General features: G+C 41.0%; 11 protein-coding genes and 4 pseudogenes. 9 read left to right on the plus strand and 6 right to left on the minus strand.

The window, feature by feature from the left end; all coding sequences use genetic code 11:
* Positions 1-52 precede the first annotated feature (52 nt).
* Both ABJ384_RS05360 and ABJ384_RS05365 read right to left on the minus strand, forming a co-directional pair.
* Positions 53-505: a GNAT family N-acetyltransferase gene (locus tag ABJ384_RS05360; protein WP_349929344.1), complete on the minus strand. Its 453-nt coding sequence runs from the start codon at positions 503-505 to the stop codon at positions 53-55.
* A gap of 190 nt (positions 506-695) precedes the next feature.
* On the minus strand, positions 696-1898 hold the full coding sequence (locus ABJ384_RS05365) for a benzoate/H(+) symporter BenE family transporter (protein ID WP_349929346.1): 1203 nt from the start codon (positions 1896-1898) through the stop codon (positions 696-698).
* A 105-nt stretch (positions 1899-2003) separates the two neighbouring features.
* Between ABJ384_RS05365 and ABJ384_RS05370 the strand changes: the two genes are divergently transcribed.
* A complete protein-coding gene (locus ABJ384_RS05370) occupies positions 2004-3479 on the plus strand; it encodes a PLP-dependent aminotransferase family protein (protein ID WP_349929348.1) in 1476 nt (491 codons plus the stop codon).
* Positions 3480-3653: 174 nt separating this feature from the next.
* Here ABJ384_RS05370 and ABJ384_RS05375 read toward each other — a convergent pair.
* A pseudogene (locus ABJ384_RS05375) lies at positions 3654-3811 on the minus strand (integrase); the annotation flags it as partial.
* A gap of 313 nt (positions 3812-4124) precedes the next feature.
* Here ABJ384_RS05375 and ABJ384_RS05380 point away from each other — a divergent pair.
* The 5 genes and pseudogenes from ABJ384_RS05380 to ABJ384_RS05400 all read left to right on the plus strand — a co-directional run bounded on the left by ABJ384_RS05380 (position 4125) and on the right by ABJ384_RS05400 (position 8875).
* Positions 4125-5272, plus strand: a protein-coding gene (locus ABJ384_RS05380; RefSeq protein WP_349927412.1) for an IS3 family transposase whose coding sequence is annotated in 2 segments (ribosomal slippage) — positions 4125-4371 and positions 4371-5272 — 1149 coding nt in all. Because the reading frame shifts where the segments join, the coding sequence is not laid out codon by codon here.
* Positions 5263-5799, plus strand: a complete 537-nt coding sequence (locus ABJ384_RS05385; RefSeq protein WP_349929350.1) for a transposase — start codon at positions 5263-5265, stop codon at positions 5797-5799. The genes ABJ384_RS05380 and ABJ384_RS05385 overlap by 10 nt, the downstream gene beginning before the upstream one ends.
* Positions 5800-6064: 265 nt before the next feature.
* Positions 6065-6175 (plus strand): annotated as a pseudogene (locus ABJ384_RS05390) (IS5/IS1182 family transposase); the annotation flags it as partial.
* 179 nt (positions 6176-6354) lie between these two features.
* A complete protein-coding gene (locus ABJ384_RS05395) occupies positions 6355-7605 on the plus strand; it encodes an SfnB family sulfur acquisition oxidoreductase (protein ID WP_349929352.1) in 1251 nt (416 codons plus the stop codon).
* A gap of 13 nt (positions 7606-7618) precedes the next feature.
* Positions 7619-8875 (plus strand): acyl-CoA dehydrogenase family protein, encoded by a 1257-nt coding sequence (locus ABJ384_RS05400; protein ID WP_349929353.1) that lies wholly within the window; start codon positions 7619-7621, stop codon positions 8873-8875.
* A gap of 149 nt (positions 8876-9024) precedes the next feature.
* Here ABJ384_RS05400 and ABJ384_RS05405 read toward each other — a convergent pair.
* The 3 genes and pseudogenes from ABJ384_RS05405 to ABJ384_RS05415 form a co-directional block, all read right to left on the minus strand.
* A pseudogene (locus ABJ384_RS05405) lies at positions 9025-9437 on the minus strand (monooxygenase); the annotation flags it as partial.
* 121 nt (positions 9438-9558) lie between these two features.
* Positions 9559-11178: an oleate hydratase gene (locus ABJ384_RS05410; RefSeq protein ID WP_349929354.1), complete on the minus strand. Its 1620-nt coding sequence runs from the start codon at positions 11176-11178 to the stop codon at positions 9559-9561.
* 496 nt (positions 11179-11674) lie between these two features.
* Positions 11675-12717: pseudogene (locus ABJ384_RS05415) on the minus strand (transcriptional regulator).
* Between the two features lie 618 nt (positions 12718-13335).
* Here ABJ384_RS05415 and ABJ384_RS05420 point away from each other — a divergent pair.
* From ABJ384_RS05420 to ABJ384_RS05430, 3 genes are all read left to right on the plus strand, one after another.
* The gene (locus ABJ384_RS05420; RefSeq protein WP_349929356.1) at positions 13336-14322 is read left to right on the plus strand and encodes a DUF1852 domain-containing protein; all 987 of its coding nucleotides are present in this window, start codon (positions 13336-13338) and stop codon (positions 14320-14322) included.
* Between the two features lie 27 nt (positions 14323-14349).
* Positions 14350-15378 (plus strand): methionine synthase, encoded by a 1029-nt coding sequence (locus tag ABJ384_RS05425; protein ID WP_349929357.1) that lies wholly within the window; start codon positions 14350-14352, stop codon positions 15376-15378.
* Positions 15379-15475: 97 nt separating this feature from the next.
* Positions 15476-15970 (plus strand): flavin reductase family protein, encoded by a 495-nt coding sequence (locus ABJ384_RS05430; protein WP_349929358.1) that lies wholly within the window; start codon positions 15476-15478, stop codon positions 15968-15970.
* The last annotated feature ends 31 nt before the right edge of the window (positions 15971-16001 follow it).

The raw sequence follows: 16001 nt of genomic DNA on the forward strand, positions 1-16001 counted from the left end.
ATAAATATAAAAGCCAAAATCTTGTGGACTTTGGCTTTGATACATAACCTAATTATAAAGGCATACGATACTCAATAATTCCAGGTTTTTCAGCGATCCAGTCATAAAGTTTCTGTGCAGTCAGATTTGTCTCTTGAGTATGCCAATATAAACGATCACATTTTTGAGTATGCGCTTGCTTTTGGACATATTCTATTAAATGTTTCCCGATGTGTTGTCCACGTGCTTCAGGCGATACATATAAGTCCTCTAAATAACAATAGTTTGCTTCTGCCCAAGTTGAGCGGTGAATGACATAATGGACAAAGCCTAAAACTTTGTCGCCTTGTTTGGCAACAGCACAGTACACAGGCTCAGCGTCATCAAAAAAGCGGTGCCATGTGGTTTGTGTGACTTCATTCGATAAATTAACTTTATAAAATTCCTGATAGGCAAGCCAATATGGTAGCCAGTGTTGGTAGTCTTGACACTGTGCTGGTGTTACTTGAATATTTTGCTTTTGCATAGTGATGTTCCCATCATTTTTGGTGATTAAAAATTGATGGGTAAAGCATAATCTTGATATGGTACTGTTTTAAGATACGGTTTTCGTATTTTTTACAGTACCAGTTGAAGATTTTTATACGCGACACCGTGAAAAAAATACTTCCAACAGAATATTGAAGATTTCTAATCATTCGCCGTTTTTTATAACATCATCCGAAAACAAATCGTTTAAATTTGCCATTCAAGACAAAATAAGCGATTAAGCCTAAAATCAATCCCCAAAATGCTCCGCCAATCCCAAATAATGTAATATTGGCAGCACTGGCAAGAAAGGTAATTAAAGCTGCTTCACGGCTTTCACCATCACTCATAGCATTGGTTAGACTTCCAGTAATAGTGCCTAACAAGGCAAGACCTGCCAGCGTACTAATAAAAGTTATTGGAAATGCTGTAAATATTGCAGCAAGTGTGACGCCAAAAATCCCAACCAAAATATAAAATATCCCCGCGGCAATTCCTGCTATCCAGCGTTTAGATGGATCTTCATGAGATTCCTTACCTGTACAGATTGCAGCAGTAATTGCTGCAAGATTAAATGCGTGAGCACCAAAGGGTGCCATGATGAAAGAACCTAAACCTGTGACAATAAGAATGGGTTTGGCATTGGTTTTAAATCCATCATTTTTTAATACCAGTAAACCTGGCATATATTGCCCTGTCAATGTGATTAAAAATAAAGGTACGGCAATACTTAATGAGGAATTGATGGAAAAATCAGGAGCAGTAAGAATCGGTGAGGCTAATTTCAATTCAAATCCTGCAAAATCAATTCGAGACTGAAAGATTAAAAAAATAAAACCAAAAACTAAAACACTGACGATGGCATATCGTGCAGAAAAACGTTTGATAACCAGATAAATCAGAAATAATGACAGGGTCAGAAGTGGGTCGATTATCGTGTTGGTAAAGGCAGTAATACCAAATTGTAATAAAATCCCTGCCAACAAACCTGACGCAATGCTTACTGGAATCAGGCGAATCAGTTTTTCAAAATAACCAGTAATTCCTAAAATTACGAAGGCTAAGGCAGAAAGTAAATATGCTCCAATCGCTTCAGCATAGGGAATAGTCGCAAGAGCAGTAATGAGAAATGCTGCAGCAGGGGTAGACCATGCCGTAATGATGGGTTCTCGAGTGTACCAACTTAATAATATTCCAGTGATACCAACACCAATAGAAATCGACCATACCCATGAAGCTGTAAGCTCTGGGCTAAGTCCTGCCATTTGTGCTGCTTGGAAGATTAAAATGAATGTACTCCCATAATTGACAATTACCGAAATTAATCCTGCCAAAATAGGAGGGAGTAAATCCTTGGAATAACGGTGAAAAACTGCGAGTCGAACCGACATAACGCCAACCTCTGAAAACTTTAACCATGAAAGCGTTGAGTGTATTTTTAATCATGGTATTGTCATAAGATACAGTTTTGGTGTTTTTAGAAGTACCAGTTCACTATGACAACGTCATCTTCTGCTTATTTTCCACATTTAATTTTGCCTAAAGGGCAACCCATAAAAGATGGTTTATATTGTGTTTTACGAGATGCAATTTTAGAAGGCCGTCTATCTGGGGGGACAAAACTGCCCTCAAGTCGCAATTTGGCAGAGATGATGTCCATTTCCCGTAATTCTGTATTGGCGGGATTAGAACGTTTGCTCGATGAAGGTTATTTAGTCACTAAACCAAGTTCAGGAACTTATGTTGCTGCTGTCATTCCAGACCAATTAATTCAAATTCAAAATAATATAACCCAGACAAAATCTCAACCTACGCAAAGCATCAACATTAATCCACATTTCACCAATTTGTTGCGTCATTGGAATAAGCAGACATTATCAAGTCAAGAAAAGAAAATATTTCATGTGGGTGTAGGCTGTGTCGACTTATTTCCACATGAACTTTGGGGTAAATTATTAGGGCGTGCATGGCGACAATCTTATTATCAATTAGGCCAATTTCATGATCCCCGAGGCTATCTGCCTTTACGTCAGGCAATTTGTCATTATGTTAAGTCAACACGAGGATTAAACTGTAAGGAAGAGCAAATTCTGATTGTGAATGGAACACAACAGGCGATTCATTTGGCTGCGTATGCGCTGTTACAGCCAAATGACCAAGTGTGTTTAGATGAGCCTGGTTATGACGCAGCCTTAAATATATTCCGTAGTTTTGCTGCCATAGTAAATCCTATTACTAGTGATGAGGAGGGGATGAGAGTTGAAGAAATTATTCATGACCATGCTGCAAGCAAACTCATTTACACAGCTCCCTCACATCAATTTCCACTTGGTGACACCCTGAGCCTTGCTCGACGATTTGCTTTATTGGACTGGGCTACCCAACATCAAAAATGGATCTTTGAAGACGACTACAACAGCGAATTTCGTTATGGAACACACCCAATACAAGCATTACAAGGTTTAGATGAACAGCAACGCGTGATTTATGCAGGCACATTTTCTAAGATGATGTTTCCTGAATTCCGACTTGGGTTTATGGTCGTTCCTGAAGCCTTAATTGAGGTTTTTAGTCTGGCAAAATATTATACCGACACGCGTAGTTCCTATCTGGAACAAGTGGCACTGGCTGCATTTATTAAAGATGGTCATTATGCACGGCATGTGCGTAAATTGCGTAAAGCCTGTTACGAACGTCAACAGGCTTTAATTGTAGCAATTGAAACCTATCTTTCAGATGTACTAATTGTACAGCCTACCGATTCAGGAATTCATTTGGTATGTTGGCTTAAGAACGGTTGGACTGAAAAAGAATTTCTTATTGAATGTGAAAAAGTGGGTTTAGCTGTACAGCCTTTATCAAGATATTGTCAAATTGCATCCCAAAGACCAGCCGTACTGTTTGGTTATGCAGCGCATACTCCTGATGAAATACAAGCAAATATTAAAAAACTTGCGCAATCTCTGTATTAGTTTTTCGGTAATTAAAATAACCCTATTAGTTTCTAAAATATACAAATACTAATTTTTCTATTGTCGCAAATAAATAGACTATAGATGCTTCTTGAATCTCTTGGCTGACTATTGAATGAAACATTCAGACCAATATTGAAGAGCCAATAAGTGTATAAGTCGGGTTGTTTTCCCCAAATAGACACGATGTTCTTTATCTGCTTTCAACCGTTCTTGGGGAATAATCCAGACCTTATTTTTAAAATCCATTTCTAACGATCTAGCTAAAAAAATTTACTGGGCCGACGTGCAGTTAAAACTGCAAAATCTAATAGTTTAGGTGAAATGGGCTTTGTTGCACAAACACTCAAAAGCTGAGGTTTGCCCAAACCATCAACACTTAAGATAAATCGGGTGTAAGGTCTACCTAATTAATTGAATTTATTCAGGAAGGATAATCAAGGCAAGGTTATAAGAAGACCAATTCGTTGTACGATAGATTTTAGGTGTAGGGTTATTCATCTAAGAACTATATTGCTAGATAAACCTTTAGAGATAAAAGCATCATCAAATGCAATTCGCTTAACATCTGTAGAAGAGTTTGAATAGCCACCGATTTTGTAGACACCTTTTAGTTAGATAAAATGGCTAATTAACGAGGTGCTTATGAGCAGTAAACGATATCCTGAAGAATTCAAAATTGAAGCAGTAAAACAAGTCACTGAGAAAGGTCATAGTGTGACCGAAGTTGCTGCACGTTTAGGAACCACCACACATAGTTTATATGCCTGGATTAAACGTTATGATCCACAGCAACCCAAGACAACAGAATCTACTGATCCAAGTGCAGAATTGGCAAAGTTAAAAAAAGAGCTGCAAAGGGTCACTGAAGAAAGAGACATATTAAAAAAGGCCGCGGTGTACTTCGCAAGCCAGTCCAAATGAGGTACGCCTTTATTCAGGACAATCAGCACATATGGCCTGTCCGTCGTTTATGTTCAGCTCTGGATGTTCATCACAGTGGTTATTACGCATGGTTAAAGCAACCCACCAGTAAAACTGCGAGGAAACGGCAACAGCTTTCAGGATTGATTAAACAGTTCTGGCTGGAATCTGGTGGTATCTACGGCTATCGCAAGATTCACTGTGATTTAAAAGATGTTGGTGAAAGTTGCGGGATTAATCGAGTACATCGGCTCATGAAGGCGAATGGTCTCAAATCACAGCGTGGCTATCGTAAACCTAGAGCTCACGCTGGTAATCCAGCTATCGTTGCCGCAAACACTTTAGACCGCCAATTTAATCCAACTTATCCCAACCAAATATGGGTGACAGATATTACCTATATCCGTACTCATGAAGGGTGGCTATATCTCGCAGTTGTGATTGACCTGTTTTCACGTCTTGTTGTTGGCTGGTCGATGAAATCCAGAATCACGACAGACCTGGTTTTAGATGCATTATTGATGGCTTTATGGCGAAGAAACCCAAAGAACAAAGTCCTAATCCATTCTGACCAAGGCAGCCAATACACCAGCCATGAATGGCAGACATTTCTCAAGCATCATAATCTTGAAAGTAGTATGAGTCGTAGAGGGAATTGCCATGACAATGCTGTTGCAGAAAGCTTCTTTCAGCTATTAAAGCGGGAACGAATTAAGAAGAAAATCTATGCATCAAGAACTGAAGCCAGATCGGATATTTTTGAATATATTGAGATGTTCTACAATTCAAAACGCAGACATGGTTCCAATGGTCAGCGTTCTCCATTAGATTATGAAAAGGCCCATCAAAAGATGGTTATGTGTGTCTAGAATTTTGGTGGCTATTCAGTTTACCATTCACGATGGAACCTGTACTTCAGTCTATCCACAAGAGTATTGAACAGTTAAACAAACACATTAAGGGTATCGACCAGCAAATTGATGATCACATTGATCAGAATCCTGATTTAAAAAATGATAAAGAACTGCTTAGCAGTATTCCAGCCATTGCAGATCGAACCAGTTTATTAATGCTCAGTTTCTTGCGTAGCCATACTTTTGAAAGGGCTAGTCAAGCGGCCGCATTTGTTGGCTTGGTCCCCACTCAAAAGCAATCAGGTAGCACCATTCATGGCAGAAGCCGTTTATCCAAAGCGGGCTCTTCCAAAATACGTGCCGGTTTATATATGGCAGCCATTGTCGCCATTCGGCATAATCATCATATTAAAGGGATGAATGAAAGATTATTGGCGAATGGTAAAACTAAAATGATAGCGATTGGAGCTGCAATGAGGAAGTTGGTTCATCTTTATTATAGTGTACTCAAACACCAACAACCTTATCAAGCAGATTATTGAGCATGAATTTTCAATAATTTTCTTGACGTTTCAGACGGTATCTCTTTAATAAACCAAAACATACAACTTTTGGGTAATTATCTGTACCGAAAATCTTGCAGGATTTATACATTATCTATAGATGATATATATGGATATAAAAATTTTTCTGACCCTCAGTTCAAGCGATACACGGTTATCTCCTGGTTAGCTTTTTATTTAATACTTGATCAATTACAGAAGCCTACCCCGTCTGAAGGCAGATCACCCAAGTGAAGCTTAGACCATCAGATTCTTCTCTATCTTTGCTGAACGTTATCGAAATAAAGGGAAAATACTCAGTTTTAGATTTAATTTAATCGCTGGAATTTACAACATGAAACTGAGTAAAAAATGATCCATTAAAGAAGTCTATTTTTTCTTTTTACCCTTTATATAAAAATATGAAATTCTAAGAATAAATACTACATAACATTTTAATTAAAATGATTTGCTTCGCTTATTAAATTATAAATAGTCTTTAAAAATAATGTTAGCTTTTATCCATTATATATAGGGTAACTAGAGCATTTTATAATGACATCCAAAATTGAAATAAATCTGAAACATGCAGACAATATTCCAAAAGATTTTTATCAACATGACCAATTGGCACATGTTATACAGTCAGATGAAGAAGCAATTGAAGTGGCGCAGCAGCTGGCGGCTGTTTTTGCCAAAGAGGCGTCCAAACGTGATCATGAACGCCTTCTGCCTTTGCAGGAAATACAGCAGTACTCAGCTTCAGGCCTGTGGGGAATTACGATTCCCAAGCAGTTCGGTGGTGCCGGGGTTAGCTATAAAACCCTAGCAGAAGTGGTAAAAATCATTTCCAGTGCAGATTCCTCATTGGGGCAAATTGCACAGAACCATTGGGCCTTTTTGGAACATATCCGTCTGGATGCCAGTCCAGAACAGCAGGCATTCTTTTTTGACCAGGTGCTAAAAGGACAGCGTTTTGGCAATGCCTTCTCAGAAAAAGGCTCAAAAACAGTGGCAGATCTGAGCACCAAAATCGAGTTCAAGGATGACCATGCGGTGATTAATGGTCAGAAATTCTTTGCTACTGGTGCACTGCTGGCGCATTGGATTCCCGTGGTTGCGGTCAGTGATGAAGGCAAGCCATTTGCAGCACTGGTGCCACAGCATACACCGGGTTTAACCATTGTGAATGACTGGAGTGGTTTTGGCCAGCGTACCACTGTGAGCGGTTCAGTACTTCTAGACAATGTACAAGTCGATCTGAAATATGTTGTGCCGATCTATCAGGCATTTGAACGTCCTACGGCAGCAGGGGCGATTTCACAATTTATCCAGTCTGCTATTGATGCGGGTATTGCGCGCGGTGCAATTGATGAAACCATTGCTTATGTACGCCAGCATGCACGTCCGTGGATTGACTCTGGTCTGGAACAGGCCGTGCAAGACCCGTACACCATTGCCAATATCGGTGAATTAAAAATCAAGCTGCGTGCGGCCGAAGCAGTTCTGGCTTTAGCCGGTGAAGCGATTGACCATGCTTTGGAAAACCCGACGGAAGAGACAGTATCTGAAGCAACGTTAATTACGGCCGAATCGAAGGTACTGACCACTGAAATTGCCCTGTTGGCTGCCAATAAGCTGTTTGAACTGTCTGGCACACGCTCAACACTTTCTGAATTGAACCTAGACCGTCACTGGCGCAATGCACGCACACATACTTTACATGACCCTGTACGCTGGAAGTTTAATATCGTCGGGAATTATTACCTGAACGATGTTCCGCCACCGCGTCACGCATGGAGCTAAAAGGAAAAATATTATGACTCTTCAAGCCAATCAAAACTTATCTCTGGGTGCAGATTACCAACAGGTTGCTGCTAAATTCCGCCCGATTTTTCAACGAATTGCAGACGGTGCGCTGGAGCGTGAAAAGACCCGTACACTCCCGTATGAGCCAATTCAATGGCTGAAGCAAGCCGGTTTTGGTGCGATTCGCGTACCCACTGCTTTTGGCGGTGACGGTGTATCGCAGAAACAGCTGTTTCAATTGCTGATTGAACTGGCAAAAGCCGACTCCAATGTGGCTCAAGCATTACGCGGCCATTTTGCCTTTGTCGAAGATCGCTTAACTGCCCGTAAAACTCAATCTCAAGACCTCTGGTTTCAGCGCTTTGTACAGGGTGAAATCGTTGGAAATGCCTGGACGGAAATCGGCAAAGTTGAAATTGGCGATGTGGTGACCCGCGTCACTGAAAATCCACAGGGCCAGTTGGTGGTGAATGGTCAGAAATACTATTCCACTGGAACCATCTTTGCCGATTGGATCGACTTGTTTGCCTGGGATGAAACCACGAATCAGCATGTGATTGCTGCGGTACCGACTCAAGTGCCAGGCATTCAAGTGGTGGATGACTGGAACGGTTTTGGCCAAAAAACCACAGGCAGTGGTACTTTGACCATTCAGCAGGTTGACATCAGCCGTGATCATATTTTGCCATTTGAAGAACGCTTTAAATACCAAACTGCCTTCTATCAAGTGGTGCATTTAGCAACCTTGGCCGGTATTGCACAAAGTGCTGTAGAAGCATTTACTCAAGAAGTCCGCAAGCGCACCCGTATTTTCAGTCATGGCAATGCGGATTTGGTCCGCGACGATGCACAAATCCTGCAAGTGATTGGTAAAGCGTCTGCACAGGCTTATGCGGCTGAAGCGATTGCTTTGCGTACTGCTGAAGCACTGGATAGTGCCTATATCAGTCATTTTCAGAATGATGCGGCGGCTGATCAGCAGGCAAATGAGCGTGCTGAACTGGAGTCTTCACAAGGGCAGGTGGTCATTTCAGAGTTGGTACTGAATTTGACTACAGAGCTGTTCAATGCACTGGGGGCCTCTGCCAGCACTACCGAAAAGCAGCTGGACCGCTTCTGGCGCAATGCCCGTGTTGTGTCTTCTCATAATCCACTGATCTATAAACAGAAAGTCATTGGTGATTGGGTAGTGAATCAGGCACCTTTGCCCTATGTTTGGCAGATCGGCAACAGTCCGGCAGCTAAAAAGCATGAAATTGCAGCATAAATATGATTTAAAAGATTTAAGTAAAACCGCATATCAATGCGGTTTTACTCTATTGAGAGGCTCGAAAAATATAATCTCAGCTTTATTTTAATTCATGTATTTCAGATATTTTTAAATCTTATTTTCTATCTTGGTTTCCAGAATTAAACCTGACCAAAGCCGTTCCAGTCATCAATGATGGTTACACCTGCAGCATCACGCGGAATCAGTATGCAGGCTGAGTGGCCATTCAGAGCGGTAATTCCGACACCTATCCAGTCAGCATATAAGCTGCCGAAGGTATAGTATTTTTTGCCATTCAGCACCACAGTCCCGTTTTTCCATTGTGCAAGATGCGTGCTGAATTGTTCAATGGACTCTTTACCGCCTTCCGACCAGGCACTGCCAACTGTTTCACCTTTGCCGATACGTTGCAGCCATAACGCTTTAAAAGCCTCATTCTGGCTCAGCAGCAGATCTTCAGTAAAGCCCAAATGCACATGCAATGCAGGGGTAAATTGGCATCTGCCTGCACGAGTTCAATCAGCAAGGCAAACAGTTCAGGAAGGGGAGCATCAAAACCATGATAAGCCTACATACAGCAGCTAATAGCGGAATGTTGATGACTTATCTGGAGCAAAAAAGAGCACCCGAAAGTGCTCTTATCCTGCATGCTTCCGCACACATTTAGAATGAATGGAACATTAATGAAAAACGGTTTCCAACGCCTTTAAGCCAACTTTAGGGTCAAGCAGGCCATTATAAATGTCAGGGATTTCACGTTCTACGCCAAAAAACTCGTAAATGGCAATCATGGCACCACGTACTGAATATTCCACGGTAAACACCACATCCTCTTCAATTTCCACAAACTGGCCTAAGAATGCAAAGTTTTGCGAGCCTTGAGGAATGACTAAAGGACGATCGCCAGGTTTACGGCAGGCGAACAAGGCAGACGCATAGGGCATCATGGCCGTGGTAATGTCGGTGCTTTGCAGCACATGGTCTAAAATGTCATCAAAACCGAGCTGCTTGACCAGTTCAGTTAAAATCTCTTTGCCCGTCGCTTGTGACATGGGTTTTTTGATGTAATCGCCCATATGGTCAATTTGGAAACCGTAGCCCCAAAGGGTGTACATGCCTTCAGGCAAATCGGCAAAGTGTGGCTGTGCTGGAACAACAATAGATAAATGCCAGCCAGACTCAAACCAAGTCATCAGTGCGCCTGTACCTGGCTCATTACCGGTATAGTCAATGATGCGTTTTAACAATACCTCATCTTTCATGGTCAGGGTAAATGACTCCCACTTATGTTCATCGACATTGCCATAAAAGGTCATGGGACGGCCAAAATCCGGTGATTTTTTAGCCAATGTATCCCACAATGTCCAGCCATGATCCAAACGGTCACGAATTAATGCAGGTACATCATCCTTGCCGCCATAGCGAGAATCTGCAGTAATCGAACCTAGGGTGAAAATGGCCAAGTCATGCGCTTTCAGCTCAATCTGCTCCGTGCCTTCAGGTAGTTTGACATACAGGCGTGTAGCACGGCGCTCTTGCGTGTCTGCATCGGTTATGAAGTCGGCATCGGTCACATAATTGCCAAAGCGCACATCGACACCTTGCGCCACCAGCCAGCGCTGTAGTGGCAGAATCATCGAATCATACTGATTGTATTTGGTGCGCTTTACCCCTGCGAGTGTATGAATGCGCGGCAGCTCTTGAATGAAGCGCAAAAAATAGCGGCGTAGTTCGGCGGCGCTATGCCATTTTTGAAAGGCGAATGTCGTGCGCCACATGCGCCAGAAGTTGGTTTCAAAAAATGTCTCATCAAAAAATTCATCAATACGGCGACTACCGATTTTCTCTTCTTTAGACGCCAACAAGCGCAGCATTTGCGCACGGTGCAGGGTATTGAGGCCTAATTTTTCGGCATCGGCAATGACATGCTGCGCATCAATTAAACGCGCTTGGGCATGTGTTTTCACCTGTTCATTAAACTCACGGCATTCTTCGCGTACGGAAATTTCAGGGTTTTCCAAAGAGGGAATACTGGAAAATAAATCCCAAAGGCATAAATAGGTTTCATCGGTCAGCATGCGTCCACCCCGTGTGACCCAAGCCTGTGCAGCATTGGGAGTAGGGCCGCCGTCCATTGATCCACCTGAAATATCCAGCTCTTCCAAAATATGAATATTTTTTGCAGGTATTTTCGCATCACGGATTGCAAAGGCCGCTGCTGCCATACCAGCAATACCGCCCCCGATAATCCAAAGATGGGATTGCTGTGCATCTAACCCATAACGTTTGTTATTTTGCATTATTAGCCCCTCGTTTAATTAATATGATGTGCAAACGGTTTTAAAACCATAAATTTAGTATGCTTTTTTATATATGAAAAATGTATTAAATATAAAGTTATTTATCCATAATTTTTGTAATTAAAGATTTACTTATTATGGTTTTTATGAATATTTAATGGACATAAAATGATTTTAATCCGTAATTAAGTTATTGAATTAAAAATACTTATTTAGTTATTACTCTATATTATTTTTCAAAATAAAGATTTTTAGATAATTCACAAGTGTATTTAAATTTATAATAAAAATCTATCATTAATGTGAAAGGTTTGATTATACAGCTTTCAAAGCTGGCTTTGCTGTTGTCGCACTGAATTATTAGATCAAATCAGGAAGATATCATCTTTGAATGGTATCTCGACATCAGTGAGTCATAAAATCATTCAGCTTCAGGGGATATGCAATAAAGTCACTGATGCCGGTTTTACTTTCCATTAATAATTAAATACACAGACTAAAGAAACTTTAAAAACAGGTTTCGATGTGGACTATCTTGCGGCAACAGTTCTAGCAGGCGCTGCACGGCATCTATCCGCTCAGGGGCACGACCAATAATCCGCAGCAGCTGATCAATATCCTGCATTTGATAAATTAACCGGCTCAGTCGCGCATCAAAACTATTGCGCCAGATAGTTAAAAATGGACTTTCGGATTTGCTTAAAAAACTTCCTTTATACAAATTGAAAGTACTGGCAAGAAGACCCGCATTCAACGATTGTTCTGCCCGTAAAAAGTCGCATTGAATTTCACAATTCAATTTATAAATACGCAGTTCAATACAGTTTGGCAGCAGGTTACGCAGTTGGGAAAGTTCAGCTTTAAGGGCCTTGATACTGACATCACGTTCGCCATACAAGGCATAATGCAGTTCGTCTAGATTGATGCCGTATGGATCAAGACCAAAATACACAGAATCTCAATCTGCCGGTGAGTCAGGCTTAAAACATGCTGATTAAACTGAATCCACGGCGTGCCCAGCGCTTGAATATACAAGACATTTGTTTGTTCAAACTGGATGGCACGCTGTACCAAATCTGCACAGCGCTCTACCGCAAGCAAGCCAAGCGGCGTATGTTTTTTATATTTGGTTGAAAGGTTAATAATGCCATGAAACTGGCCAGAGTACGGATCTAAAATGGGGGCTGCATAGCATACCCAGTCACGGACGCTATCCATTTGATTTTCATGCGAGTAAACACAGCTGGAGGTATGGCTGTTTAATGTCAGCCCGATGGCATTGGTTCCAACGGCCTGAGTGGACCAATGTCCGCCTTCGACAAAGTGAACCTGTTCAGCCGAAGAGAGCATGGCCGAACTGCTCCATGTCCATAACAAGGTACCCTGATGGTCGGTCAAGCCTATTGCCATGCCGGAATCATCCGCAATTTTCAGCAAATCGGCATAATTATGCTGAATGGAACGGCGGAACAAGGAGGGCTGGGATTCCTGGGGTAAAGTCTATATAGGTCACAGTCTTGGATATGCGATTTAACACATGTTCAGCTAAAGCCCACTTCATAAGTTTTATGAACTTACTCACTGAACCAAAATTTTCGACGATGAAGATGGCTTAATCAGCCTAATATTCGATAGTTAACTGTTTAAGCTTTGAAATTAATGGTGTTGCATCTTGTTCATAACTTTTTGCGGGAGTCAGTTTTTGATATCCAAGTTTGTTTGATATAGCGATAGGGTGAGTATCTGACCCTTTTATCCAGCTATTTAGATAGCATTAGGTAAAGTGAATATCTTGATATTTTCTAATTTTAAGATGAGATAAATTCACATAACGTTTGGAAGACATATTTTATATCATATTTGGTTTTGGAGATTTTTTGCATCTCATTCAGCATTTCTACTCAAAAATTTAATAATAAAAATAAATAAGTATTTATTATTTATAGATTTATTAGATTAAGAATACTCAATTTTTTAAAGGATAAAGTAGAGCAGGTTCATCCTCATCAAACTAAAGACGGGTAAAGAATATATAAAAATGAATTTTATTCATCTTTTGATTAAACTAAATCATTTTTATTCATCTAATGATTCGCGTATAAATTATTCCATTCAGAAATTTTGGTTTTATCTCAAAAATTAGGGTAGCGGATCACCATGAGTAAAGAGTTTGCATGTTCAATTAAACGCATTCGTTTTGACGAAAACTATCAGCCAGCAGACAGCACACGTCTGACTACGAATTTTGCCAATTTAGCACGCGGTGAAAGCCGTCAAGAGAATCTGCGCAGAACTTTAGTGATGATCAATAACCGTTTTAATAGCTTGGCAGCTATTGATAATCCGAAAGGAGATCGCTATTCACTTGAAATCGATATCATCTCTGCAGAACTAGACGTTGAAGGCAACGGCAAGACTTTTCCATTCATTGAAATGCTGAAAAGTACGATTACCGACCATAAAACCCATGAACGTATTGAGGGCATGATTGGTAACAGTTTTTCATCTTATGTACGTGATTATGACTTTAGCGTTGTATTACCGGCATTGGGCTGTAAAACAGATGAGAAGCCAGAGAACTTTGGTGATTTGCATGGCAAGCTTTATCAACACTTAGTCAATTCAGAGGTCTTTAAAGCAGAGTTTAAAAAACAGCCTGTGATTTGCCTCAGTGTTTCAACTACTAAAACCTATTACCGTACTGCGAATGTGCACCCCGTATTAGGGGTGGAATATAAAAATGATGAATATTCACGCACAGATGACTATTTCAAAAAAATGGGCTTGCGAGTGCGTTATTTCATGCCTGCTCATGCAGTTGCACCCTTGGCGTTTTACTTTAGCGGTGATTTACTGCGTGACTACACCGATTTTGAGCTCATCAGTGCGATTAGCACCATGGAAACTTTCCAAAAGATTTACCGTCCTGAAATTTACAATGCCAACTCGAACGCAGGTTTAGTCTATCAGCCAAGTTTGAACTATCAGGATTATTCATTGACGCAAATTGTCTATGACCGTGTTGAGCGCGGTCAACTGGCAGTCAAACAAGGTCAATGGACTGAAGAAAACTTTATCAAGCCTTATAAAGACATTCTTGAGCAATGGGCTGCAAGCTATGCCGTTGAAAGCCAAGCTGCTTAATTTATTCAATATAGACGATTACTGATTATGAAAATTTTATTACCGACTTCAACAGCGGGCAGCTTACCGAAACCCTCTTGGCTGGCAGAACCTGAAAAACTTTGGTCACCCTGGAAACTGGAAGGTGAACAACTGCTTGAAGCAAAGCGAGATGCTTTAAGTTTATCGTTGCATGAACAACTGCAAGCAGGCATTGATATTGTCAGCGATGGTGAACAAACCCGCCAGCACTTTGTGACCACGTTTATTGAACATCTTGAAGGTGTCGATTTTGAGAAACGTGAAACGGTTCGAATCCGTAATCGTTATGATGCAAGCGTACCTTCAGTGGTGGGTGCAGTATCACGTAAAAAACCGGTGTTCGTGGAAGATGCAAAGTTTTTACGCAGTCAAACCCATCAGCCGATTAAATGGGCGTTACCTGGTCCAATGACCATGATTGATACGCTGTATGATGGGAACTATAAAAGCCGTGAAAAACTGGCTTGGGAATTTGCCAAAATTCTTAATCAAGAAGCTTTGGAATTAGAAGCTGCAGGTGTCGATATCATCCAGTTTGATGAACCTGCTTTTAATGTGTTCTTTGATGAAGTGAATGATTGGGGCATTGCAACTTTGGAGCGTGCACTTGAAGGGTTGCAATGTGAAACTGCGGTACACATTTGCTACGGTTACGGCATTAAAGCCAATACCGATTGGAAAAAGACTTTAGGTTCAGAATGGCGTCAATACGAAGAAATTTTCCCGAAATTACAACAGTCTAAAATTGATATCGTATCACTTGAATGCCAAAACTCACGTGTGCCGATGGATCTGATTGAACTGATTCGCGGTAAAAAAGTGATGGTCGGTGCGATTGATGTTGCAACTAATCAGATTGAAACACCTGAAGAAGTGGCAAACACTTTACGTAAAGCATTGCAATTTGTTGATGCAGACAAGCTGTATCCTTCAACCAACTGCGGTATGACACCTTTATCTCGTCAAGTCGCTCGCGGCAAACTTGAAGCATTAAGCGCAGGTGCTGCGATTGTTCGTCAAGAGCTTGGTGCTTAACACGAAGTGTGGCTAAATCAGAGCAGGGTGAATGATCCCTAAATCATTTGCCATACTTGAGTCTAGGTACGTCATAAATACATTTGAGATAGAAGAGATGATTGAAGCAACTGACTTTAGAAATGCAATGTCCTTGTTGACGACTGCTGTGAATGTAATTACAACACAAGGTACGGCAGGGATGCATGGTTTTACTGCATCAGCCGTATGCAGTGTGACCGATACACCGCCCTCATTGCTGGTCTGTATGAATCAATCCTCTCGCTCACATGCACATTTTATTGAAAATAAAGTGCTATCAGTCAATGTGCTCAGCATACAGCATGAACACATCTCTAATGCATTTGCCTCAAGCAAATTCAATTCTGAAGATCGCTTCAAACTTGGTGATTGGACCACACTCGAAACAGGATCACCTGTGTTAGAAGATGCTTTGGTGAGTTTTGATTGTCAGATTGAAGATATTCAAAACGTCGGTACACATAGCATTTTCTTATGTCGTGTCTTAGCAATTAAACAAAGTCAGCAAGAGGAAAGCCTGGTCTATTTTAACCGCGCTTATCATCAAGTCGGTCAATTAGAAACGGCTTAACCGTCCATTGCTTTAATACTCCATTCTTTAA

The organism is Acinetobacter sp. A1-4-2 (assembly GCF_040233925.1).
In the GTDB taxonomy this organism is placed as follows: domain Bacteria; phylum Pseudomonadota; class Gammaproteobacteria; order Pseudomonadales; family Moraxellaceae; genus Acinetobacter.